Raw genomic sequence first — 24,000 nt, forward strand, 5'->3', positions numbered from 1 at the left:
TTCTTTGTTTAAAATTAAAGGATGAAAAATTAGATAACTTTTGCTTCGTTATGTAAAAGGTTGATCAGTTCGTCCAGATTATCAGGACTTACTAATTTTACAGCTGTTTTCGGAGCTGGTTTTTCGAATTTTACAGCTTTTGTATTATTGTCTGCTGCAACAGGTTCTAAAATAGTCAACGCTTTTGTACGAGCCGTCATAATTCCTCTCATGTTCGGAATACGTAGGTCTTTCTCTTCAACGATACCTTTTTGTCCTCCTACTACTAAAGGTAGGCTGGCGCTAAGGGTTTCTTTTCCTCCGTCGATTTCACGTACCGCTTTTACGCTGGTTCCGTTTACTTCAATACCGATACAAGAGTTGATAAAATCCGATCCGGTTAAGGCAGCCAACATTCCAGGTACCATTCCACCGTTGTAGTCTAATGATTCTTTTCCGGCAATTACTAAATCGTAGTTTCCGTTTTTAACCACTTCGGCCAATTGTTTTGCTACGAAGAAACCATCGGTAGGAACAGCGTTCACACGAATAGCTTCATCGGCACCAATTGCCAATGCTTTACGTAAGGTCGCTTCTGCATCAGGTCCGCCAACATTCACCACCGTTACATTTGCTCCTTGTTGCTCTTTAAACCAAATGGCTCTGGTTAAACCAAACTCATCATTCGGATTAATTACGAATTGTACACCGTTTGTGTCAAATTCTGAATCGCCATTAACAAAGTTAATTTTTGAAGTAGTATCAGGCACATGACTGATGCAAACTAATATTTTCATTTTAATTAAAGTTAAAGTTGATTAATTTTTGAGCAACGAAAGTAGTGATTTTATTTCAATAAAATGCTATGCATGCATAATAAATACCTTTTTTTCAACGATCTAAAGGATAAATTCCTAATAATTTTAAAAAGGTTCTGAAAAGAAAAGCTTTTTTGCGAAATCAAAACTTTTTTGTCTTTATAACAAGAGAATGTTATAATTGTTCGTGAAACGCGGCTAAGTGATTTAAAATTTTTACTTTTGCCAATTGAATAAACAAGGAAAAACAAAATAAATGAGAACGATACAGTTTAGAGAAGCGATTTGTGAAGCGATGAGCGAAGAAATGCGTCGCGACGAATCGATATATTTAATGGGTGAAGAGGTAGCCGAATATAACGGAGCCTATAAAGCTTCCAAAGGAATGTTGGATGAGTTTGGTCCGAAACGAGTTATCGATACGCCTATCGCCGAACTAGGTTTTGCCGGAATCGCGGTGGGTTCTGCGATGAATGGTAACCGCCCGATTGTGGAATTCATGACGTTTAACTTTTCATTGGTGGGAATTGACCAGATCATCAACAACGCTGCAAAAATGCGTCAGATGTCTGCCGGACAATTCTCAATGCCTATCGTATTCCGTGGTCCTACAGCTTCTGCCGGTCAATTGGCGGCAACGCACTCACAGGCTTTCGAAAACTGGTTTGCCAATACTCCGGGATTAAAAGTAGTGGTACCTTCCAATCCATACGATGCAAAAGGATTATTAAAATCGGCAATCCGTGATAACGATCCGGTAATCTTTATGGAATCCGAACAAATGTACGGTGATAAAGGTGAAGTGCCGGAAGGAGAATATACTATCCCATTGGGAGTGGCTGAAATTAAACGCGAAGGAACCGACGTGACGATTGTTTCATTTGGTAAAATTATCAAAGAAGCGTATATCGCTGCTGACGAATTGGCTAAAGAAGGTATCTCTTGTGAGATTATCGATTTAAGAACCGTTCGTCCGATGGATTACGAATCGATCCTGAAATCGGTTAAAAAAACCAACCGTTTGGTAGTGTTGGAAGAAGCATGGCCGTTTGGTAGTGTGGCTTCGGAAATTACCTATATGGTTCAGGAAAAAGCATTCGATTATTTGGATGCTCCTATTCAGAGAATTACTACAGCCGATACACCGGCACCGTATTCTCCTGTGCTTTTAAAAGAATGGTTGCCTAATGCAGCTGATGTTGTAAAAGCAGTGAAGAAAGTTACCTATAAATAAGAAAATATAATTTATATTTGAAGCTTCATCTGTAAAACAGATGAAGCTTTTTTTTTGCTTATGAGGAAATTATCTTACGCACTATATTTAATTTTTATCTTTTCCATTGGATTACAGGCACAGACCAAGGTGACCGGTACGGTTTACGACGAAATGAACGAACCGATGCCGTTTGCGAGTGTCTATTTTAAAGGAACTACAATTGGTGTTACAACCAACGAAAACGGGAAGTTTACCTTGTCATCGGATACCACCCAAAAAGTATTGGTAGCCTCTTTTGTAGGGTATACGAATCAGGAGGTTGTCCTGAAAAATGACGTAACCGAAAACTTAAAAGTCAAACTGACGATAGGACAGGAGTTGCAGGAAGTACTCATTGTGAACAAACCTAAAAAGCACTTGTCCAAAAAGGAAAATCCGGCCTATCGTATCTTACAGGGGATTTGGGCGAATAAAAAGAAAAATGGTGTAAAACTGGCAAAAGCCTATGATTATGAACGTTATTCTTCGGTAAGCCTTGGATTAAGTAATCTTGACAGTGTTTTTCTGCGAAAAATTGTAGGAAGCGGCTATGATTCCGTGGCGGCAATCGTAAAAGAAGAACGTCGTCAGAATAAATTTATCGTACCGGTATACATGAAAGAAACCAACGAACATGTATACGGTAACAACCTACTCAATAAGGAGCGAATCGATATGGAAGCCGAACGAAATACCGGGCTAAATCAGCGCGGATTTATCTTCGATCGGATCAGTAATACTTTTACGACGATTGATGTATATGAAGACGATATTGTGATTCTGAACAAAGCGTTTGTGAGTCCGATTTCTACCCGTGGATATGGCGTTTACGAATACCTGTTAAAAGATAGTATTGTCGAAGGCGGAAAAAAAACATACCATATTTATTTCTTTCCAAGAGAATCGGCCGACCTGGTTTTTGAAGGAAGTTTTAAAGTAACCGATAAAAACTTTGCATTGACCGAAATTTCAATGCGAACGAATAAAAATATCAACCTGAGTCTGGTGCGAAATCTGTATTTCGAAAAGTACTTCGAAACGGTTAACGATACGATGTATTTGCCAACCCGGGATTATTATGAAGGCGATTTTACGTTGTTCACAAAAAGCGACGATGAAAAAGGATTCTATGTAAAAAAGAATCTCGTTTATAGTGATTATGTCCTCAATCAGCCAAAAGAGGATGCATTCTACGACGGTAAGATTATCCAGACCCGAGGCAATCAGTTTGATAAAGAAGATCAATACTGGAAATCGCTACGGGCATCTGAGCTCAAAACAGAAGAAACACGTAAGGTAATCCAGGATTTAAAATCGAATAAAAAAGTGCGGAGTGTGACCGATATTATCACGGTATTGTCTTCGGGCTATATGGGCTTGTTTGATGGAGTTCAGATCGGATATTTATGGCAGCTTTTTACCAATAATAATGTGGAAGGACTGCGAATCAGAGCCGGTTTTCGAACCTATAAAACCGATAACGATCGCTTCCGTGCGATGGTTTATGGTGCCTATGGAACCAAAGATAAAAAGTTTAAATACGGAGCAGAAGCCAAGTATTTGTTGAGCTTTAAACCGCGTATCGTGGTGGGAGCTTCTCATTTGGATGATAACCTGCAATTGGGGGGTAAATTGATCGAAACGGATGAATTATTGCCGAAAAACCTGAATACAAATGTGATCATCGGACGTGGGGAAAATTACTTCCTGTCACGGGTAAAACGAACTTCGGTTAATTTTGATTTTGCATTTAGTAATAATTTGCACATGAATGTTTCTTCCGTTCGCCAACAAATCAAAGCAGCCGATCCGGAACATTTTTCCATTGATTATGCCGATCCGCAAACCGGATTAACACAAACCGGACTAACGGATTATACTAGTAATATATCCCTAATCTATACGCCGGGCCGATATGTATACGGTTTTGGTGTGGATCAGAAATTGGGAACAACCTTATATCCTACGATCATCTTAAAATACATCCGCGGTAATAAAGGTGTTTTTGGAGGTGATTTTGACTATAACAAAATTCAGATGTCGGTGAACAAACCGATCTTCCTAAGTAATTTCGGAACCCTGAAAACGAATATCGAATTCGGAAAAGTGTTCGATGCGGTTCCGTTACCGTTGCTAAACCCGATTACTGCCGACCAGACGTTTTCCGTAGTGCCGAATTCGTTCTCCTTGCTAAACTACTATGATTTTGTGACCGATACCTATCTGGCCGCTCATTTTGAACATCATTTCAACGGGCTTATCATGAACCGTATTCCGTTGCTCAAAAAACTAAAATGGAGAAGTTTGATTTTTTACCGATTTGCTTACGGTAGTATCTCTCAGAAAAATATCGATATGAACCGTTCGTTTATTGCCTATCAGGCGCCTTCGGATAAAGTGTATAGCGAATATGGATTCGGATTTGAAAATATCGGTTACGGAAACTTCCGACCATTCCGGGTGGACTTTATCTGGAGAAACGATTTTACTGCCGTTAACGGAAAACAATCGCCGGGCTTCGGAGTGCGTTTCGGCTTTATCCCGGAATTCTAGCAGAATTGTAAGAATTTAAGCTAAAGCATATCAAAAGCAATGCATTAAATGGAATTAAACTTGTGAAAAATCAATTTTATTATACCTTTGCAGTCGCTTAATTTAGAACAAAAAGTATAAAAATGAGTACACTTACTATTGAATCATTCGATGCGTTTATCGAAATCCCAAGAGGAAGCAGAAATAAATACGAATACGATTTTGAACAAAAGAGAATCCGTTTTGACAGAATGTTATATTCGGCCATGTTTTACCCGGCTGATTACGGATTTATTCCTGAAACTTTAGCTTTGGACGGTGATCCGCTTGATGTTTTGGTATTGTTTACGGAGCCTTCTGTTCCGGGATGTTTGGTTGAGGTAAAACCAATTGCTGTTTTTAAAATGGCAGATGATAAAGGTCCGGATGAGAAAATCGTTTGTGTACCGGTATCCGATCCGATTATGAATAAATTAAACGATATCTCCGATATCAATATTCATACAATCAAAGAAATCGAGCATTTCTTCCAAGTGTACAAAGATCTTGAAAACAAACAGGTTGATGTACAGGGATGGGGCGATGTGAAAGAAGCACAAGCCATGATCGAAGAATGTGCAAAACGTTTCCAGGAATTGGATCAGGCAAAAAAAGACAGCTATTCGATTAAATTATAATATCAAAAGCCTCATGTATCATGAGGCTTTTTTTATGGATTTTAAGTAACTTTAACAGCATTATAAACACAAACGAAACACAGGTTTGTGTTTTGTTGTTTAAAGATAACCGGTATCGTAAATATGGCAAACAGAAGAAACTTTATCAAAACAACAGCGATCGCTTCGGTGGCTGTGGCGTTAAATGCATTCGGAAAAAAAGAGGATACGGAAACGACATTGGTTCCCAAAGGGACGATTCGCAAACCAATCGTACTTTCGACCTGGCGTTTTGGAATTCCGGCTAATGAAGCCGCCTGGGAAATTCTGAAAAATAAAGGTCGCGCACTCGATGCTGTCGAAGCCGGTGTTCGCGTTCCCGAAGGCGATCCTAATGAACGAAGTGTCGGTTATGGCGGTCGACCGGATCGCGATGGACGCGTAACGCTCGATGCTTGTATTATGGATGAATATTCTAATATCGGATCTGTAGCCTGTCTGGAGCATATCAAACATCCGATTTCGGTGGCACGGGCGGTAATGGAAAAGACACCACATGTGATGTTGGTTGGTGAAGGAGCGTTTCAGTTTGCACTTTTACAAGGACATGAGAAAGAAAACCTGCTAACGGAAACGTCCGAAAAAGAATGGCGGGAATGGCTGGAAAGCAGTAATTATAAACCGCTTGTAAATATCGAAAACCACGATACGATCGGGATGATCGCGATGGATGCCAATGGCAATCTCTCCGGTGCCTGTACAACCAGCGGAATGGCCTATAAAATGCACGGTAGAGTAGGCGATTCGCCTATAATCGGCGCGGGTTTGTATGTCGATAATGAAATCGGCGCAGCAACGGCCACCGGTCATGGTGAAGAGGTTATCCGTATTGCGGGTTGCCATTTGGTGGTAGAGTTAATGCGACAGGGGAAATCGCCGCAAAAAGCTTGTGAGGAAGCCGTAAATCGGATCATCAAACTCACAAAATACCGGAATAAAAATCTAAACGATATTCAGGTGGGATTTATTGCTCTCAATAAAAAAGGCGAACACGGTGCCTATTGTATTCAAAAGGGATTTAACTATGCGAAATACGATGAAACCGGAAACAACTTACTCGATGCCAATTACTTTTTAAAATAAGATGAAACAACTGGAAATAGCCTGCTTTAATCTGGAATCGGCGGTAATTGCCGAACAGGGTGGCGCCGATCGTATTGAATTATGTGAAAACCAACTTTTGGGAGGTACGACACCTGGTTTCGAAATGCTTCGCGAAGCCTGTAATCGGATAAAGATCGATATATATGTGATGATTCGTCCAAGAGGGGGAGATTTTCAGTATACTCCGGAGGAATTGGAACAGATGAAAGCCGATATCCTACGGATAAAAACACTCCCGGTAAAAGGGTTTGTTTTTGGTGTGTTGGATCAGGAGAATGCCGTTGCGATTAAAGATAATACGGAACTGGTACAACTGGCAAGTCCGCTGCCATGTACGTTTCACCGCGCGTTTGACGAAATTCCGGATTTGGAACAGGCAATAGACGATTTGGTGTTCTGTGGTTTTTCGACTATTCTTACGTCCGGCGGACAGCCTAATGTGGACGAAGGGGAACGAACATTGATGGAATTGGTTGCCTATGCCGGAAAACGCATTGCCATTATGCCCGGAGGCGGATTGCGATCGACGAATATTTTCAGAATTGCGACGCGAACCAATGCCGGATTTTACCATTCGTCAGCGATAACCGATGCTAGTGGAATCGCCGCTATCGATGAGGTAAAAGCTTTAAAAAAGAATTTACTGTTTTGAGAATCAGACCTGACAGGTTTCCAAAACCTGTCAGGTCTAAAACTATAAAACCTGTCAGGTCTGTGAACCGTATAAAAAATAAAGGCTACCATTTGGTAGCCTTATCTATTTTAAAATAATCCGTTGATCTCAGCATCAATACGGTTAATGATATTTCCTAAATCTTCCGGGTTGTCCACAAAGTTGATATTGTCTACATCGATGATCAGTAATTTTCCTTTGGTATACGTCTGAATCCAGGCTTCATAACGTTCGTTAAGTCGACTTAAATAATCAATGGAAATCGTGTTTTCATATTCCCGGCCTCTTTTGTGAATCTGAGAAACCAGATTAGGGATCGAGCTACGCAGATAGATCAACAAGTCCGGTGGTGCGACCAAACCTTCCATCAACTCGAAAAGCGACGTATAATTACTAAAGTCACGGTTGGTCATCAATCCCATTGCATGCAAATTGGGCGCAAAAATATGAGCATCCTCATAAATCGTTCTGTCCTGAATAATCTTTTTTCCGCTTTCGCGAATCTGTAATATTTGTCGGAAACGGCTATTCAGGAAGTAAATCTGAAGGTTAAAAGACCAACGGTCCATCTGATGGTAAAAATCGTCCAGATAGGGATTGTCAACCACGTCTTCAAAATGCGGTTCCCATTTGAAATGTTTGGCCAAAAGTCGGGTTAATGTCGTTTTTCCAGCACCAATGTTTCCTGCTACAGCTATATGCATTATGGTAAAGTAATTTTATAATTTCTGATTTCGTTATTGGTAAAAGTAGCTAAAATTTGCTCTTTATAATAAAAACTTTCAAGGCTTTTTTCGGGTATTACTATATTTATAGTAGCCGCATTTTCTAAGTCATAAAGAAACAAGCGGTTGTCTTTTTGAAAGAGAATCTGCTTTGGTGAAATAAATTGCAGTTGATCAAATGCCGGAACCTGTCCGAGGAAACTAATTTTTCCGAAAATGGTAGACGCGTAGCAATTATTTCGGATGTCAACCCAGTAAAAATAGTTGTAATCCGATTGGTATTGTTGTATCGCATCTTTAATTGGCGTTGAAATCGGAGTAAACGTGTTTTTAAAAATATCGTATAGTCCCAGTTTTTGCGAATTCAGGTCAAATAACCACAAACGATTTTGCGAAGCCAGACTCACGGCTTGCGGAAAGAGTTCCGGATTGGTTTCGGAAAAATTGATCTTTTGTATTTCGTTTAACTGGTTGTCGAGTAAAACCGCAGCATTAAAAGTCTTGTAATACAACACCAGTTGCAATGGGTTTTGAAGATCGACTTGTTTGAGAGTGCCAAACGAAAGATTTCGGTACTGAAATTGCTGGTTTCGGTTGGTTTTTCGAAATTCATTGTCTTTGATGGTATAGGTATTTCCAAACGGATCGTTACCAATAAAAAGGGCACTTTCCGTTGGTGCAGACGAAAGCAATACCGGACGGATATCCTTTGTTTGAGCACGAGTCTGAAGACCGGTAATAAGAATCAGGAAAAAGACAATTTTCTGCATCGTGCCGCAAATTACAAATAAACCTTTTATAATATAAAGTGTCTTATATAAAATTAAGCACAACTTGTAACAAAACGGGACTTTAAAAGTCTTATTCAAAAGCCAAACAAAAACAACAAGATGAAAAAAACAATACTGACAGGGATAGCATTTTTAGGTTTTGCTGTCTCGGCTATGGCCCAAAATTTCCAGGGTATGGCCGTTTATGAGTCAAAAACAACGGCTCCGGAATTTAAAATGGAAGGGAATGGTATTACGCCGGAGATGCAGAAAATGATTCAGGAGCGTATGAAAAAAATGCTGGAAAAAACCTTTGTGATGAATTTCGACAAATCAGCTTCGATTTATAAAGAAGAAGAAAAGCTTGATGCTCCGGGACAACAGGGACCTGGCGGACGAATGATGAATTCGATGATGGGCGCCGGTGGAACCTATTATAAAAACATTAAAGATAAAACTTATACCGTAGACAAAGAGTTTATGGGAAAAGAGTTTTTGATCAATGACTCGCTGCCAAAATTAAACTGGAAACTGGAAGGGGAAACCCGAAAAATTGGCGATTATAACTGTTTTAAAGCAACGGCCGTAAAACCGGTAAGTCAGTCGGATTTCCGTAATTTCAGACGAAAAAAAGAAGGTGATAAAAAAGAAGAGCCTAAAAAAGAAAAAACAACCAACTTTATGGACGATTTCGAAATGCCGAAAGAGATCACGATAACCGCCTGGTATACGCCGGATATCCCGGTAAATCAGGGACCGGAAAGTTATTGGGGTTTACCCGGACTGATTCTGGAAGTGAACGATGGTCGTACGGTGATTGTCTGTTCAAAAGTGGTGATGAATGCCAAAGAGAAAGTGGAAATTAAAGAACCTAAAAACGGGAAAGTCGTAAAACAAAAAGAATACGACGATATCGTAGTGAAAAAAATGGAAGAAATGCGCGAAATGAATGGCGGTCAAGGTCCTGGTCGTGGACAGCAAATGCGATTCGGACGTTAATTCCTGCTAACAAATAAGTTTATAGCCTCTGCCTCTTACATTGATGATTTGAATGGAAGGGTCGGAGGCTAATTTTTTGCGCAGTTTTGAAATAAATACATCCATACTCCGACCGTTAAAAAAGTCGTCTTTTCCCCAGATTCGCAGTAAAGCAGCCGATTTGTCGAGGATTTCATTTTTGTTTTCCAACAGCAGTTTTAAAACCAATGCTTCCCGATGGGTAAGGAAATGAGCCTGCTCTTCGTAGGATAACATTTGCTTGTTGTAATTAAAATCGTAGGCACCAATACGATTTTCGTCGCCGGCATTCTGACGGGAAATCCGTCCCAGTAAAGCATGAATTCGTACGATGAGTTCTTCCATGCTAAACGGCTTTTTGATATAATCGTTTCCACCATAATGAAACCCGTCGACCACATCCTGTACCTGCGATTTGGCACTTAAAAACAATAGTGGCGTGGTTTTATCGGTTTTCCGAATCTCCTGCGCCAACGTAAAACCATCTTTTTTGGGCATCATAATATCCAATACCACCGCATCCGGTTTTTCAGTTATAAAGGCTTGATAAGCATCCTCTCCGTTTAAACAATGGGTGACTATAAAATCACGGGTTTCCAGACTTTCTTTGATGATCAAACCAAGTGTCGCTTCGTCTTCCGCTAATAATATCGTGATCTTAGGATTCATAGGGCATGGTGATTTTAAAAGTGGTTTGTATATCGGGAATCAGTTCCAGTGTACCGCCGTGTTTTATAATAATAGTCCGGGCATAATACAAACCGATTCCGAAACCTTTTTCGTCATGGCGGTTATGATTCGGAACGCGGTAAAATTTATCAAAAATCTTCTGACGCTGCGATTTTTCAATTCCGGAACCAGTATCACTAACGGTGAGGATTATTTTTCCATCGGTTGTATTCAGGTCGATTGTAATCCGATCACCGCCATATTTAATCGCGTTGTCAATTAGATTGTTGATCACATTTTCAAAATGAAATACGTCAACAGCGGCCATGATCGTCGACTGTGGCGGGTTAAACACTATCGTTTTTTCGGTGTTGATTTGTATTTTTTCGATACTATGGCGTATCAGTTCCGTAAGATCGGTAGCTTCTTTTTGCAGTTGTAACTGATCACTTTCCAAAATGGAAGTCTCCAGTATTTTTTCTACAATCTGATGCAGTTTGGCCAAATGCTGATTGGAAATGGCCAGGTATTTTTTGGTCTTTTCCGGCTCGTTGTCCGTATTGAATTTTTCGATCCCTTCCAGCGCACTGGTAACGACGGCAATCGGTGTTTTGAGTTCGTGGGAAACATTACTGATAAAATCATTTTTGATGACGGCCAGTTGTTTTTGTTTGCGGATGATGTATAACAAATAAAAAAGGGAGAAGATGATACACAACGATAAAATCAACGACAATAGAATACCGGCAAGACCTTCTTTTAAGGTTTTAAAAAAGATATCCGGAAAAAATAATTCCAACTTACCGTCTTGTGGCAGGTAAGACGATTTGGATGTCGTGGTAAAACGATACTGTTTGTCACCCGGGTTTTGGTATTCGGATACCGTGCGATGGTTCCGTGTGTATAAAAGCCCGTATTTAAAGTCGAGTTGTTTTCGCGCAAATTCCCGATCGATATACGTCGCCATTTTGGGAAGATCAATACTATCTTGACGTACGGCAATGATGATTTTCTGGGCAAGTACCTGTATGTTTTTAATTTCGGAAACGGAAGGATTGGTTTCGTCGGAGGTGTATTTAAACATAAACCGCCTGTTTTTTTTGTCTTTGGACGTATAGCGTTTGATTTCGGTCCGGTATACCTGTACCTCTTTTTTGGGATCTGAAGTAGGCATATCCGCAGGAGAAGCGAAGTTTATTGTATCGCGAGAGGTGATGTTCGATTTGGCTTTGTCACTGTAATAGCTGTCAACTCCATTATCGAAGGCGATCTGAATCGTATTGATCAAACGTTGTTTGTTGGTCCGGTAGTTGGTGATGTTCCAATAGATCTGTATCCCAACGGTAATCAGTACCGTAAAGGTGACCCAATAGATAATATGGTTCCGGAAAAATGATTTCATCTGTCAAAAGTAGTAACTGTTCGGTTTGCTTTTTTAGCGTTAACACTCGTTAACACTCATTACAATCCGATTAAGATTCGTCAAAATACATTTGTAACAGGAAATTACTAAAAATAACAGTATGAAAAACAGTATTACCGCCGTAATGGTATTCTTCCTTTTGTTTTGTAAAGGAGAAAGTATCGCCCAACAAAGCTTTAGCGGGAAAGCAACGTATGAATCAAAACGGGATATGTCGAAAATCAAAGTGGAAGGAAATGCCATGACACCCGAAATGCAACAAAACCTGATGGCGCAATTCAAAAAAAGCATGGAGAAAACCTTTGTGCTGGATTTCGATAAAACCACATCGCTGTACAAAGAAGAACAAAAACTGGATAATCCGCTGACGGCATCCGGTCCGGGTGTTCGCGTGCGAATTTCGAGTAGCGGCGGACTTTTATATAAGAGCGTAAAAGAGAAACGCTATGTGGAAGAAAATGATATCTTCGGAAAAGAATTCCTGATTAAAGATACATTGCCAGACTGGAAATGGGAAATGGGATCGGAGACGAAAATGATTGGCGATTATACCTGTTATAAAGCGACAGCCATTCGGAAAAGAACGTTGGAGCCGACTTCAAAAGATAAAAAATCAGTGTTGAATATCGACGAAAGCGCACCAAAAGAAATCCGTATTACGGCCTGGTATACGCCGGATATCCCGGTAAGTCAGGGGCCGGATAATTATTGGGGATTGCCGGGATTGATTCTGGAAGTGAATGATGGCGACACCACGATATTGTGCTCTAAAATTGTTTTAAACCCGAAAGAGAAAACAGTGATCAAAGAACCGACCAAAGGCAAAGTGGTGACGCAAAAAGAATACGATGAAACTCTTCGCAAAAAGGCAGAAGAGAATATGGAAATGAATAAAAATGAAAAAGGACGAACCGTAATCCGTATCGGCGGTTAATCGGAAAATGAAATAGTGTACCATTTTCGTAACAAAAAATAAAAAAAAACGTCTATAAAGATTGAACCAAATTCAATTTTCGGAGTCTTATTGAAATGTAATGCTCCAAAAGAAAATAAAACCCTTGTAATGAAGAAATATCTACACCTATTATTTTGCCTGCTGTCGCTAACAGCTTTTTCCCAGAATATCCGTTACGAAGGCGTGATCAAAGATACGTTGGGCGCACCGTTGGAAATGGCAAACATTATGGCGATCAACAAAGATACCAAAGCCATGGATGCCTATGCGATCACTAACGATGCGGGAAAGTTTCAAATGTCGCTTAAAGCGAATGCCAACTATACCATTAAAGCCAGTTATATCGGATATTCAGCCTATGAAGCCGAACTGAAAACCGGAACGACCAATATCAGTAAAACGATAAATCTTCACGAAGGAATCGATTTGCAGGGCGTACAAATTGTAAAAGAAATGCCAGTAACGATCAAAGGTGATACGATTGTATATAATGCCGATTCGTTTAAAAACGGTACCGAAAAAAAACTGGGCGATGTCCTGAAAAAACTTCCGGGTGTTGAGGTGAATGCCGATGGTGAGATCGAGGTGGAAGGGAAAAAAGTGCAAAAGGTAATGGTGGAAGGGAAAGATTTTTTTGACGGCGATACGAAAATCGCGACCAAAAATATCCCGGCGGATGCTTTGGATAAAATTCAGGTATTGCGGAATTATAACGAAGTGTCCAATCTGAAAGGACTGGAAAATAATGAAGAAAACGTAGCGTTGAATATCAAACTGAAAGAAGGAAAGAAAAATTTCTGGTTTGGGGAAATGTTGGCCGGAATTGGTGTAGGACATAAAGAAGACCGACATATCGTAAATCCGAAATTGTTTTATTACAATCCAAAATACAGTATCAATGTGATCGGGAACCTGAATAATATCGGGGAATTGCCACTAACGATGCAGGATTATTTTAAATTTTCGGGTGGTTTTAAAAACATGATGCGAAAAGGCGGAACTTCATTTAACGTGACGTCAAACGATTTGTCGATCTTAGGACTACGAAACAACCGGGCAAAAGAAATCGATACACAATTTGGTGCAGCCAATTTTAGCTATAATCCGACGAAAGCCTGGACGTTAAGCGGATTTGGTATTTTTTCAGCCAGTAAAACCGATCTTGAAACCAATTCGAGAACGGTGCGAACCGATAATCTGCCGGATGGAACTACCGCTACAGTTACCGAAGATCGTCAGGATCTTACCCGACAAAAAACCAATCTGGGCTTGTTTAAATTGAGTTCCAGTTATGTACCGTCGGACAAAGTGCATTTTGATTATGACGCGTTTATCAAGGTTTCGGATCAAAAAGAAACAAACAGTGTTTACTCGAGCTTGCTGGACGATATCTATACCAATAAAAAACAAAAACCATTTTCAATTAGTCAGAACCTGAATTACTATTATACGCTCAATGCGAAAAACGTATTTGCGTTCGAAATGCAACATTTGTATCAGGAAGAAGATCCGTTTTATAATGCCAATCTGCAATTGCAACCGTTCCAGTTACCGGGTTATGTGGTGGGACAAAATCGGAACGATCTAACGCAAAATCGTTTGGTAAAAACCAATAAGCTGGATGCGAAGTTCGATTATTACTATATGCTGACGCCGAAAAGCAATATCAATGTGACAGTCGGAAATACCTTTTCAAACCAGCATTTTAACTCACATATCTTCCAGATTCTGGACAATGGAAATACCAACGATCTAAACGATCCGCAGAATAACAATGACGTGGACTATACGTTTAACGATGTCTTCTTAGGGTTACATTATAAATTTATTACCGGGAAGTTTACGTTTAATCCGGGCTTTAGCTTGCATAGCTATACGATGAATAACGAACAGTTACAATCGGAATTTAAAAACAATTTTGTTCGCGTATTACCGGATTTTTACGCCCTATACCAGATCAAAAAATCGGAAACGCTGACGTACAATTTTTCCCTGACGAATAATTTTACCGATATCAACAAACTGGCCGAAGGTTATGTGTTTTCAAACTATAACAGTTTGTTTAGCGGAAACAGAACCTTAGAAAATTCGTTGTCTCAGGTACACAGTCTGCGCTATTTTAAATACAACATGTTTAATTTCGAAAATATTTTTGCGAACATTACCTATACCAAACAAACGGATGGCGTAAAATCGAAAGCCCTTTTCGACGGCGTAAATCAGGTATCGTCTTCGGTGAATATGCAATCGGCTTTTGCGGACGAAAGTTTTACAGCCAATGCGAATTACGGTCGTTCGTTCCTACGTTATTATAAAGCATCGATCGGTGGAAATTTTAACTGGAGTAAAAACAACAATATCCGGGTGTTTCAGAATGGCGTAGAGGAAATTCAGACAACCGATTCATATACTCAGAATTATAATGTGAAGTTTTCCACGAATTTTAAAAAGCTTCCGAATCTGGAATTGGGCTACGGATTTACAAAAAATGATTTCTATAGTGACACGTTCTTTGTGGATAGTCCTTCGGTAACGTTGGAGTATTTCTTCCTGGATGCTTTTTCGCTTACATCGGATTATACCTTTTATCACAACCGCAATAAAGCCAATACAATCGATAACGAATACGATTTCCTGAATGCGAGTTTGTCGTATCAGAAAAAAGATAGTAAGTGGGAATACAAACTGGCGGCAACGAATTTATTAAATACGACCTCACTAAACGATAGTAGTTTTAATCAGTTGGGCGGATCGAGTAGTTTTTCGCAATATCTGGTACAGCCGCGTTATATAATCTTTAGCCTAAAATACAATTTATAAGGGCTTTTATTACGGTGAAAACCGGTTATAAGTAATAAAAAAGGGCTGTCTATTTTTTAGACAGCCCTTTTTTTGTATATGATGATCAACTATAAACCAAACGCTTCTTTAACCGCGTCTACATAGTCTAATTTTTCCCATGTGAACAATTCTACGGTAACGGTTTTCTCTTTTCCGCCCGGAGCGATAAACGTTTTGGTTACGGTTTCCGGAGTTCTTCCCATATGACCGTATGCAGCCGTTTCACTGTAAATCGGGTTTCTTAGTTTTAAACGTTGTTCGATAAAGTACGGACGCATATCGAAAATGCTTTCTACTTTTTTCGCGATTTCACCATCGGTAAGATTTACTTTCGATGTTCCATAGGTATTGATATAAATACCCATTGGTTTTGCAACACCGATAGCATACGATACCTGAACCAGGATCTCGTCGGCAATACCGGCAGCAACAAGGTTTTTCGCGATATGACGGGTTGCATACGCCGCACTTCGGTCTACTTTACTCGGATCTTTTCCGGAGAAAGCACCACCACCGTGTGCCCCTTTACCACCGTAGGTATCTACAATAATTTTTCGTCCTGTTAATCCGGTATCACCATGTGGTCCACCGATAACGAATTTACCGGTAGGGTTAATGTGGTACTGGATTTTATCGTTAAATAAGTGTGCATATTGCGGGTTTTTCGCAATGATACGCGGAATTAAAATCTCGATAATATCTTTTTTGATCTTAGCCAGCATGGTTGCTTCATCGGCAAAATCATCGTGTTGCGTCGAAATTACAATAGCGTCGATACGTACCGGTTTGTTGTTGTTATCGTATTCCAGGGTTACCTGCGATTTAGCATCCGGACGTAAGTACGTAATTTCGTTATTTTCTCTTCGTAATTCGGAAAGCTCCTGTAATAACTTATGAGAAAGATTTAGTGCCAATGGCATATAATCTGCGGTTTCGTTGGTTGCATAACCAAACATCATTCCCTGGTCACCAGCTCCCTGATCTTCTTTATTGGAACGGTCTACACCCTGGTTGATGTCTTGTGATTGTTCGTGAATAGCCGAAAGTACGCCACAAGAGTTGGCTTCAAACATATATTCACTTTTGGTATAACCGATTTTTTTGATCACCTCACGTGCAATTTGTTGCACATCCAGATAGATTTTCGATTTTACCTCACCGGCAAGAATTACCTGTCCGGTTGTAACAAGGGTTTCACATGCTACTTTCGATTCTGGATCGAAAGCTAAAAAGTTATCAATTAATGCATCAGAAATCTGATCAGCAATTTTATCCGGATGTCCTTCACTTACTGATTCTGACGTAAACAAATAAGCCATAAGTTCAATTTTTATGATTAAGCGAGGAAAAATTATTGCAGGAAATGCATAAAGAAGTGACTACTGCTTTAGCATTTTTTTAATACCGATAGTACTATCGGTAAGAGGTTGCAATCAGTTCAAATTTTTCCTCTTGAAATTTTTTGTTTGCAAATTTATAAAAGACTTCGTTCTAAATAAAGAAAAATAACAAAAAAAAATAACGAAAATCATCTAAAATGTGAAAACTACGATTTTAACAATTATCAAATTGTTAAGCTATGTAATTAAATTATTACATTCGTCGCATTATAACTCTTAAAAAACTTTCACATGAAGAAAAAATTACTTTCTTTACTATTCTGTCTTCCTCTTTTCGGACAGGCACAAAATCTTTACAATTATGGTTTTGCTGGTACAACGGCTGATTTAACAACTGCGGGTTGGGTAAGAACCAATCAGAGTACTTCTGCTTCTACAACATTATGGACTGTAGCGAGCTATACTCCGGTTGTAGTAAGTGCAACAGTACAGGCAACTCCATTCCAGACTCAGGCCTATACGACTGGACAAACTTGTCCAATTCCCAACGGACAGGACGGAACGCCTAATACATTTGCTTTGGTAAACTTTACCAGTACATCAAGTACTTTGACGTCTGGTGCGACCATTAGTAACTGGTTAATTTCTCCGGTTGTTACGGTACAAAACGGTGACGTGATTTCATTTTACACACGTTTAGGGAAATATTCAGCTACCAATGCAGCTTCTTATGCGGATAATTTACAGGTACGTATGAGTACAAACGGTGCGGCTACTGTAAACCCATCTACAGGACCAACTGGAGTAGGAGATTTTACCAATTTATTAGTAGAAATCAACCCTACTCAGAACTTAACGTCTTTCCCAACAAACTGGACACAGTATTCGTATACAGTAACTGGATTAACTGGGCCAACTGCTGTAAAAATCGGTTTCAGATATTTTGTAACAAATGGTGGTCCTAACGGATCAAACTCTGATATCATCGGAATTGACACGTTCTCTGTTGACAGACCATTGGGAACTCAGGATTTCTTCGCGAAAAACTTCTCTGTATTCCCGAACCCAGCTAATGATGTGTTAAACATTGCTGCTAAAAACGGAATGGAAATCAAAGGAATTCAGGTTACAGATTTAAACGGAAGAATTGTAAAATCGGTAGCAGTACAAGGACAGGCTGAAGCTCAGATCAATGTTTCTGATTTAACTGCCGGAGCTTATTTTGTTTCGGTTCAATCGAATGAAGGAACTGCTACATCGAAGTTCTTGAAAAACTAAACAATACTCGCTATTAAGTTAGTGCAAAACCTACCCCTTCGGGTAGGTTTTTTTATTTAGTATTGAATTTTAATTCTTTTTAAAGTAAAAATAATTCATTCATATAATTGTCTTTGGAATTATATAGATATTGCCTCCATGTCTAAAATTTAACAACTATAAAAAATGAAATTGTTTTTATTTATTTTATTAGCATCGGGTACGATAAATGCGCAGAGAACCCTCTTCGAAGATAGCTTTGAAACCTATTCGGATTTTTCTATTGATCATGTTGGAAACTGGACCATGCTGGATTTGGATGGCGGAATACCTAAGGTAACAGCTGGCATCTGGGAGAATAAGACTAACCCACAGGCTTTCATTATTTTTAACCACTCCACTCTCGGAGCAGCTAATTTATATGATATGCTGTCAATGTATAATTATAGGGCAAGAACAGGGGATAAATGTGCGATCAGTTGGAAAAATCAAGCAGTTAATAACGATTGGATGATCAGTCCTCCAGTGCTATTGGGGGCTTCATCTAATCAGCTCCGTTTTTGGATCAATTCATTTGCCACGGAAGACTATGAAGTTGGAGTCTATCGGGGTGTCGGAAATCCAACAGCCACTTCCGATTTTGAAATAATAGAAGGAAATTCTCCTGGAGCGGGGAAGGTGGGATGGAGAGAAAGAATATTTAATTTGGATACCTATGCCGGAGAAACAATAAGAATCGGGATCCATTATCGTTCAAGTTCAATAATCGCACATTGTCTAATGGTCGATGATTTTTTAGTGACTACCGCTACCTTGTCAACAACAGATTTCTTTGCTAAAAACTTTTCCGTTTTTCCGAACCCGGCTCAGGATGTGTTAAACATTACAGCTAAAAACGGAATGGAAATCAAAGGAATTCAGGTTACAGATTTAAACGGAAGAATTGTAAAATCGGTAGCAGTGCAAAGACAGGCTGAGGCTCAGATCAATGTTTCAGATTTAACTGTCGGAGCTTATTTTATTTCGGTACAAACAAACGAAGGTATCGCTACTTCTAAGTTTTTGAAAAACTAAACAATAATAGTATTAAGTTAGTGCAAAACCTATCCCTTTTGGATAGGTTTTTTATTTATTATGGCGTTTTACTTCTTTTTAAAGTAAAAATGATTCATTCTTATAATTGTCTATGGACTTATATGGATATTGCCTCCATGTCAAAATTAAACAACTATAAAAATGAAATTGTTTTTATTTATTTTATTAGTATCGGGTACGATAAATGCGTAAAGAACCCTCTTCGAAGATAGCTTTGAAACCTATCCGGATTTTGCTATTGATCATGTTGGAGGCTGGACTATGTTGGATTTGGATGGCGGAATACCTAAGACAACAGCTGGCAACTTGATGAATAGTACTAACCCGCAGGCTTTCACTATTTTTAACTACTCTGTTGCCGCAGCAGGTAATGCATATATTCTGCTAGGGAGTACCTATAGACCAAGAACAGGGAATAAATGTGCGATCAGTTGGAGAAATAAAAATAAAGCAAATAACGATTGGATGATCAGTCCTCCAGTGCTATTGGGAGCTTCCTCTAATCAGCTCCGTTTTTGGATAAAGTCACTTATGTTGGAAGACTATAAAAACTCTGAAGTTGGTATCTATCGGGGTGTCGGAAATCCAACAGCCATTTCCGATTTTGAAATAATAGAAGGAAATCCTCTGGGAACGGAGAATTTTATGGGGAAATGGAAAGAAAGAATATTTAATCTGGATGCCTATGCCGGGGAAACAATAAGAATCGGAATCCATTATCGTTCAAGTTCAATTGCCGCGCATTGTCTAATAGTCGATGATTTTTTAGTGACCACCGGTGCCTTGTCAACAACAGATTTCTTTGCTAAAAACTTTTCTGTTTTCCCGAACCCGGCTCAGGACGTATTAAACATTGTTGCTAAAAACGGAATGGAGATCAAAGGAATTCAGTTTACAGATTTAAATGGAAGAATTGTAAAATCGGTTGCGGTTCAAACACAACCAGACGCACAAATCAACATTGCTGATTTATCAGCTGGAATGTATTTCGTTTTTGTACAGACTAACGAAGGTACCGCTACTTTTAAGTTTTTGAAAAATTAAATAAATACGCTATAATTATTTTATCAAGCCAACCTGACTCGGGGTAGTTTTTTTATTTATTATGGAATTTTAATTCTTTTTAAAGTAGAAATAATTCATTCTTATAATTGTCTGTGGACTTATTATGGATATTGCCTCCATGTCAAAATTAAACAACTATAAAAATGAAATTGTTTTTATTTATTTTATTAGTATCGGGTACGGTAAATGCGCAAAGAACCCTCTTCGAAGATAGCTTTGAAACCTATCCGGATTTTGCTATTGATCATGTCGGAGGCTGGACTATGTTGGATTTGGATGGGAATATTCCGATGTCTTTTAATAGGTGGAAAAACCATGATAAACCTCAGGCATTTATTGTCTTTAATCGTGATGTCGCAGTAAAAGGTAATATTCACTACGATTTATCCGGTGAGAAAACAGATCTGTTAAGGGCAAGAACAGGCCATAAATGTGCTGTCAGTTTTAGTAATAAAATCAAAAGCCTGAGAACAAAAGATGATTGGTTAATTAGCCCGCCAATTACACTGGGAGCATTGTCAAATGAACTCCGTTTTTGGGTGAGGGATCGTTCTATTTTAGGAGGAAAAGAAACGTATGAAGTTGTGGTCTATAAAGGGACTGGAAGTCCGACAGCTTCATCCGATTTTGAAACAATAGAAGGAAATGTTGTAATGGTAGGTTTACTGGACGAGTTAAAAGGTAACTGGTTGGAAAGGATATTTAATCTAGATGCTTATGCCGGAGAAACCATACGAATCGGAATTCATCATACGGAGACCCATTACCGTTTAATGATCGACGACTTTAAAGTGACTACCGGTACCTTGTCAACAACAGATTTCTTTGCTAAAAACTTTTCTGTTTTCCCGAACCCGGCTCAGGACGTATTAAACATTGTTGCTAAAAACGGAATGGAGATCAAAGGAATTCAGGTTACAGATTTAAATGGAAGAATTGTAAAATCGGTTGCGGTTCAAACACAACCAGACGCACAAATCAACATTGCGGATTTATCAGCTGGAATGTATTTCGTTTCTGTACAGACTAACGAAGGTACCGCTACTTCTAAGTTTTTGAAAAACTAAATAAATACGCTATAATTATTTTATCAAGCCTACCCGACTCGGGTGGGCCTTTTTTGTTTTGGAAGATTATCGGTTTAAGGCTGACATGTCTTGATCAATACTACAAATAATACCAGATAGCAGCGGATGTTTACGATAAATAAGGAGGGATAGAAAAATAATTTTGCTTGGTTGTAAAATGATCATAACGTAAATAGCTGAAATATAAAAGCTTAATTGGAATAGTGTTTGTAATGTAAAATCAAGTTAAATAATTCATTATCATGTAAATATAGGTCATATGTTGATGATCATATCCGATTTTGAAGGAAATTCGAAATTCGAATATCTAAAATTTATATTATAATGAGAATACAATTACTTTTTATGGCGTTACTATCGATGATCATGGTAAATGCGCAAACGCAAAAAGGAACTACAACACTTTTTGAAGATAGTTTCGAATCCTATACTGATTTTAGCATTACCGATATCGGTAGCTGGATAACACTTGACCTTGATGAGTCGCCTACTATGGGTGATTCTGAATTTTATTGGAATAATAGATATCAACCGCACGCGTTTATTGTTTTTAATCCTAATAATACAATTAGTGCAACCAAAGTGTCAGATTTTTATTCAGCAAAGGAAGGAACTAAATATATGGGATCATGGGGGGCAATCATACCGAAAGAAGGTGAAAAAAATCGAAATGATGATTGGTTGATCAGCCCGCAAATACAGTTGGGCGCTTCGGCAAATGAAGTGAGTTTTTGGGTAAAATCTTTAAAGAATCGATTGAAAATCGAAGCGGGAAGTGTATTGGAAAACTACACCGTAGGGATCTATACGGGCTCTGCAACGCCTACCAGTTCAGATGATTTTACTTTAATTGCTAACATTAGCGATGCTGATACCTTACCATTAAGTACGACCCCAGATTGGGAGCAGAAAACGTTTAATCTGGATGCTTTTGCCAATCAGAAAGTACGAATCGGGATTCATAATGTTTCGAAAAATAAGTACTTTTTTATGATAGACGATTTTAAAGTAACCACAGCTACTTTGGGAACACAGGATTTCTTTGCTCAAAACTTTTCCGTTTTCCCGAACCCGGCTCAGGATGTGTTAAACATTGCGGCTAAAAACGGAATGGAAATTAAGGTTGTTCAAATTACAGATTTGAACGGAAGAATCGTAAAAACGGCAACTGCTCCGGCACAAACAGCAACACAAATCAATATCGCTGATCTGACTACAGGAGTTTATTTTGTTTCCGTACGAACAAACGAAGGTACCGCTACTTCTAAGTTTTTGAAAAACTAAAAAATAATAAGTTTGCATTGTAAAAGACCTGTTCTTATTGAGAACAGGTCTTTTTATGGAAAAATCATTCATTTATTGATATAAAAAAGCTAAAAATAGTGATCTGTTAAAAGAAATATAGAGATTGGAGTGAATTCAAATTAAGGTATTATGAAGAAATTACTTTTTGGTTTACTTTTTTCGATAACGATACAGGCGCAAACGACGAATACCAAAATGCTTTTTGAGGATAGTTTTGAAACGTATGAAGATTTTAGTATTAAAGATATTGGAGACTGGATTACGTTGGATTTGGACAAATCAAGAACAGTCGGACTTGGTGCCGTATGGAAAAATAGATTGGAGCCACAGGCATTTATTGTATTCAATCCCATAAGCATAGGGATTTTAAATGCCGATCTTAATGCTAAAACCGGTAATAAATTTATAGGGGCATTTGCAGCTCTTTTGCCGGAAGAAGGAGGAGAAGGACCTAATAACGACTGGCTGATAAGTCCGCCAATACATTTGGGAGTTTCTGCCAACGAACTACATTTTTGGGTAAAATCTCTGGGTAAAGCTACAGGTGTAAAAGCGTATAAAGTTGGGGTTTATATCGAGGCCAAAAAACCAATTGATCTGGCAGATTTTACAATTATTTCCGGAGAAACACCGTTAACAGTTTCCGAGAAATGGGAACAAAAGCACTATAATCTGGATGCCTATGCTGATCAAACCGTGCGAATCGGGATTCATTTTGTAGCATCAGATATGCACTTGTTTATGATGGACGATTTTGAAGTAACTACCAGTACATTATCGACAGCAGATTTTTTCGCCAATAACTTTTCCGTTTTTCCAAATCCGGCTAAAGATGTGCTGAATATTTCCACTAAAAATAATATCGAAATTAAAAAAATTGAACTCACCGATGTAAGCGGAAGCGTAGTAAAACAATTGTTAGTGCAAAGGGAAGCAGAAGTAGCGGTTAATTTGGTCGGATTACCTTCTGGTGTATATTTTATTGCTGTGGAAACCAGCCAAGGAAAAGGAACCTCAAAGTTTATTAAAAACTAAAAATGATACCGGCAAAATGTTTGAAAAATGATTTAGGCTAAAAAATAATGCCTTTTGGAAAAAATTAAATACGTAGTATTTAAATATATAATCCTAAAAAATAAATTAAAAAAAAGCATTTTTTATTTGGTTATTCCAAAAATAGTTTTCAATTTTGCTCCATCAAATAGAAATAACAAAATGAAATCAATTAAGCGATATATGTGTATTATGATGTGGAAACGTTCCGCAGAGGATACTCTTGCTTAATTTTGAAAGTCTCATTTTAAAAATATAGCATCAAAGCCTCTGCAAAACGCAGGGGCTTTTTTTATTTAACAACAATCCAAGTATAGATC

General features: G+C 38.6%; 20 protein-coding genes. 14 read left to right on the forward strand and 6 right to left on the reverse strand.

What is annotated here, in order from left to right:
• Positions 1-29: 29 nt before the first annotated feature.
• Complete coding sequence (locus tag AAFN64_RS15830; protein ID WP_347761224.1) at positions 30-776, reverse strand: electron transfer flavoprotein subunit beta/FixA family protein; 747 nt, start codon at positions 774-776, stop codon at positions 30-32.
• A 277-nt stretch (positions 777-1,053) separates the two neighbouring features.
• Here AAFN64_RS15830 and AAFN64_RS15835 point away from each other — a divergent pair, with 277 nt between their 5' ends.
• The 5 genes from AAFN64_RS15835 (at position 1,054) to AAFN64_RS15855 (ending at position 7,056) form a co-directional block, all read left to right on the forward strand.
• On the forward strand, positions 1,054-2,031 hold the full coding sequence (locus AAFN64_RS15835; RefSeq protein WP_136403646.1) for a pyruvate dehydrogenase complex E1 component subunit beta: 978 nt from the start codon (positions 1,054-1,056) through the stop codon (positions 2,029-2,031).
• Between the two features lie 60 nt (positions 2,032-2,091).
• The gene (locus AAFN64_RS15840; RefSeq protein WP_347761225.1) at positions 2,092-4,605 is read left to right on the forward strand and encodes a DUF5686 family protein; all 2,514 of its coding nucleotides are present in this window, start codon (positions 2,092-2,094) and stop codon (positions 4,603-4,605) included.
• Between the two features lie 122 nt (positions 4,606-4,727).
• Positions 4,728-5,261, forward strand: a complete 534-nt coding sequence (locus AAFN64_RS15845) for an inorganic diphosphatase (RefSeq protein ID WP_136403644.1) — start codon at positions 4,728-4,730, stop codon at positions 5,259-5,261.
• Between the two features lie 123 nt (positions 5,262-5,384).
• On the forward strand, positions 5,385-6,383 hold the full coding sequence (locus tag AAFN64_RS15850; RefSeq protein ID WP_347761227.1) for a N(4)-(beta-N-acetylglucosaminyl)-L-asparaginase: 999 nt from the start codon (positions 5,385-5,387) through the stop codon (positions 6,381-6,383).
• A 1-nt stretch (position 6,384) separates the two neighbouring features.
• A complete protein-coding gene (locus AAFN64_RS15855) occupies positions 6,385-7,056 on the forward strand; it encodes a copper homeostasis protein CutC (RefSeq protein WP_347761229.1) in 672 nt (223 codons plus the stop codon).
• 110 nt (positions 7,057-7,166) lie between these two features.
• On the opposite strand, the gene AAFN64_RS15860 is transcribed toward AAFN64_RS15855, so the two are convergent.
• The gene (locus tag AAFN64_RS15860; protein ID WP_136403641.1) at positions 7,167-7,781 is read right to left on the reverse strand and encodes a deoxynucleoside kinase; all 615 of its coding nucleotides are present in this window, start codon (positions 7,779-7,781) and stop codon (positions 7,167-7,169) included.
• Positions 7,781-8,572 (reverse strand): hypothetical protein, encoded by a 792-nt coding sequence (locus tag AAFN64_RS15865; RefSeq protein WP_347761231.1) that lies wholly within the window; start codon positions 8,570-8,572, stop codon positions 7,781-7,783. The genes AAFN64_RS15860 and AAFN64_RS15865 overlap by 1 nt, the downstream gene beginning before the upstream one ends.
• Positions 8,573-8,692: 120 nt before the next feature.
• On the opposite strand from AAFN64_RS15865, the gene AAFN64_RS15870 reads away from it, so the two are divergent.
• Positions 8,693-9,571: a GLPGLI family protein gene (locus AAFN64_RS15870; protein ID WP_347761233.1), complete on the forward strand. Its 879-nt coding sequence runs from the start codon at positions 8,693-8,695 to the stop codon at positions 9,569-9,571.
• A 6-nt stretch (positions 9,572-9,577) separates the two neighbouring features.
• On the opposite strand, the gene AAFN64_RS15875 is transcribed toward AAFN64_RS15870, so the two are convergent.
• Complete coding sequence (locus tag AAFN64_RS15875; protein ID WP_347761234.1) at positions 9,578-10,258, reverse strand: response regulator transcription factor; 681 nt, start codon at positions 10,256-10,258, stop codon at positions 9,578-9,580.
• Positions 10,248-11,660: a HAMP domain-containing sensor histidine kinase gene (locus tag AAFN64_RS15880; RefSeq protein ID WP_347761236.1), complete on the reverse strand. Its 1,413-nt coding sequence runs from the start codon at positions 11,658-11,660 to the stop codon at positions 10,248-10,250. The genes AAFN64_RS15875 and AAFN64_RS15880 overlap by 11 nt, the downstream gene beginning before the upstream one ends.
• A gap of 121 nt (positions 11,661-11,781) precedes the next feature.
• Here AAFN64_RS15880 and AAFN64_RS15885 point away from each other — a divergent pair, with 121 nt between their 5' ends.
• Positions 11,782-12,615, forward strand: a complete 834-nt coding sequence (locus tag AAFN64_RS15885; RefSeq protein ID WP_347761238.1) for a GLPGLI family protein — start codon at positions 11,782-11,784, stop codon at positions 12,613-12,615.
• Positions 12,616-12,744: 129 nt separating this feature from the next.
• Positions 12,745-15,456 carry a TonB-dependent receptor gene (locus AAFN64_RS15890; RefSeq protein WP_347761240.1) on the forward strand — a complete coding sequence of 904 codons (2,712 nt, stop codon included), beginning with the start codon at positions 12,745-12,747 and terminating at the stop codon, positions 15,454-15,456.
• 89 nt (positions 15,457-15,545) lie between these two features.
• On the opposite strand, the gene metK is transcribed toward AAFN64_RS15890, so the two are convergent.
• Positions 15,546-16,796: a methionine adenosyltransferase gene (metK, locus tag AAFN64_RS15895; RefSeq protein WP_347761241.1), complete on the reverse strand. Its 1,251-nt coding sequence runs from the start codon at positions 16,794-16,796 to the stop codon at positions 15,546-15,548.
• 312 nt (positions 16,797-17,108) lie between these two features.
• On the opposite strand from metK, the gene AAFN64_RS15900 reads away from it, so the two are divergent.
• The 6 genes from AAFN64_RS15900 (at position 17,109) to AAFN64_RS15925 (ending at position 23,662) form a co-directional block, all read left to right on the forward strand.
• A complete protein-coding gene (locus AAFN64_RS15900; protein WP_347761242.1) occupies positions 17,109-18,095 on the forward strand; it encodes a choice-of-anchor J domain-containing protein in 987 nt (328 codons plus the stop codon).
• Between the two features lie 165 nt (positions 18,096-18,260).
• Positions 18,261-19,148: a T9SS type A sorting domain-containing protein gene (locus AAFN64_RS15905; protein WP_347761244.1), complete on the forward strand. Its 888-nt coding sequence runs from the start codon at positions 18,261-18,263 to the stop codon at positions 19,146-19,148.
• Positions 19,149-19,478: 330 nt separating this feature from the next.
• Positions 19,479-20,213: a T9SS type A sorting domain-containing protein gene (locus AAFN64_RS15910; RefSeq protein WP_347761246.1), complete on the forward strand. Its 735-nt coding sequence runs from the start codon at positions 19,479-19,481 to the stop codon at positions 20,211-20,213.
• A gap of 164 nt (positions 20,214-20,377) precedes the next feature.
• Complete coding sequence (locus AAFN64_RS15915) at positions 20,378-21,301, forward strand: choice-of-anchor J domain-containing protein (RefSeq protein ID WP_347761248.1); 924 nt, start codon at positions 20,378-20,380, stop codon at positions 21,299-21,301.
• 345 nt (positions 21,302-21,646) lie between these two features.
• Entirely contained in the window at positions 21,647-22,606 is a 960-nt protein-coding gene (locus AAFN64_RS15920) for a T9SS type A sorting domain-containing protein (protein ID WP_347761250.1), read from the forward strand.
• A gap of 150 nt (positions 22,607-22,756) precedes the next feature.
• On the forward strand, positions 22,757-23,662 hold the full coding sequence (locus AAFN64_RS15925) for a choice-of-anchor J domain-containing protein (RefSeq protein ID WP_347761252.1): 906 nt from the start codon (positions 22,757-22,759) through the stop codon (positions 23,660-23,662).
• Positions 23,663-24,000: the final 338 nt, after the last annotated feature.

This window comes from Flavobacterium sp. CAU 1735 (assembly GCF_039888695.1).
In the GTDB taxonomy this organism is placed as follows: domain Bacteria; phylum Bacteroidota; class Bacteroidia; order Flavobacteriales; family Flavobacteriaceae; genus Flavobacterium.

What these genes read in the sequence shown, in the direction of transcription:
- AAFN64_RS15840 (WP_347761225.1), top strand. Translation starts at nt 2,092, where the DNA reads ATGAGGAAATTATCTTACGCACTATATTTAATTTTTATCTTTTCCATT.
- AAFN64_RS15865 (WP_347761231.1), bottom strand. Translation starts at nt 8,572, where the DNA reads ATGCAGAAAATTGTCTTTTTCCTGATTCTTATTACCGGTCTTCAGACT.
- AAFN64_RS15910 (WP_347761246.1), top strand. Translation starts at nt 19,479, where the DNA reads ATGAATAGTACTAACCCGCAGGCTTTCACTATTTTTAACTACTCTGTT.
- AAFN64_RS15890 (WP_347761240.1), top strand. Translation starts at nt 12,745, where the DNA reads ATGAAGAAATATCTACACCTATTATTTTGCCTGCTGTCGCTAACAGCT.
- AAFN64_RS15850 (WP_347761227.1), top strand. Translation starts at nt 5,385, where the DNA reads ATGGCAAACAGAAGAAACTTTATCAAAACAACAGCGATCGCTTCGGTG.
- AAFN64_RS15920 (WP_347761250.1), top strand. Translation starts at nt 21,647, where the DNA reads ATGAGAATACAATTACTTTTTATGGCGTTACTATCGATGATCATGGTA.
- AAFN64_RS15830 (WP_347761224.1), bottom strand. Translation starts at nt 776, where the DNA reads ATGAAAATATTAGTTTGCATCAGTCATGTGCCTGATACTACTTCAAAA.
- AAFN64_RS15870 (WP_347761233.1), top strand. Translation starts at nt 8,693, where the DNA reads ATGAAAAAAACAATACTGACAGGGATAGCATTTTTAGGTTTTGCTGTC.
- AAFN64_RS15885 (WP_347761238.1), top strand. Translation starts at nt 11,782, where the DNA reads ATGAAAAACAGTATTACCGCCGTAATGGTATTCTTCCTTTTGTTTTGT.
- AAFN64_RS15835 (WP_136403646.1), top strand. Translation starts at nt 1,054, where the DNA reads ATGAGAACGATACAGTTTAGAGAAGCGATTTGTGAAGCGATGAGCGAA.
- AAFN64_RS15915 (WP_347761248.1), top strand. Translation starts at nt 20,378, where the DNA reads ATGAAATTGTTTTTATTTATTTTATTAGTATCGGGTACGGTAAATGCG.
- AAFN64_RS15855 (WP_347761229.1), top strand. Translation starts at nt 6,385, where the DNA reads ATGAAACAACTGGAAATAGCCTGCTTTAATCTGGAATCGGCGGTAATT.
- AAFN64_RS15860 (WP_136403641.1), bottom strand. Translation starts at nt 7,781, where the DNA reads ATGCATATAGCTGTAGCAGGAAACATTGGTGCTGGAAAAACGACATTA.
- AAFN64_RS15900 (WP_347761242.1), top strand. Translation starts at nt 17,109, where the DNA reads ATGAAGAAAAAATTACTTTCTTTACTATTCTGTCTTCCTCTTTTCGGA.
- metK (WP_347761241.1), bottom strand. Translation starts at nt 16,796, where the DNA reads ATGGCTTATTTGTTTACGTCAGAATCAGTAAGTGAAGGACATCCGGAT.
- AAFN64_RS15880 (WP_347761236.1), bottom strand. Translation starts at nt 11,660, where the DNA reads ATGAAATCATTTTTCCGGAACCATATTATCTATTGGGTCACCTTTACG.
- AAFN64_RS15925 (WP_347761252.1), top strand. Translation starts at nt 22,757, where the DNA reads ATGAAGAAATTACTTTTTGGTTTACTTTTTTCGATAACGATACAGGCG.
- AAFN64_RS15875 (WP_347761234.1), bottom strand. Translation starts at nt 10,258, where the DNA reads ATGAATCCTAAGATCACGATATTATTAGCGGAAGACGAAGCGACACTT.
- AAFN64_RS15905 (WP_347761244.1), top strand. Translation starts at nt 18,261, where the DNA reads ATGAAATTGTTTTTATTTATTTTATTAGCATCGGGTACGATAAATGCG.
- AAFN64_RS15845 (WP_136403644.1), top strand. Translation starts at nt 4,728, where the DNA reads ATGAGTACACTTACTATTGAATCATTCGATGCGTTTATCGAAATCCCA.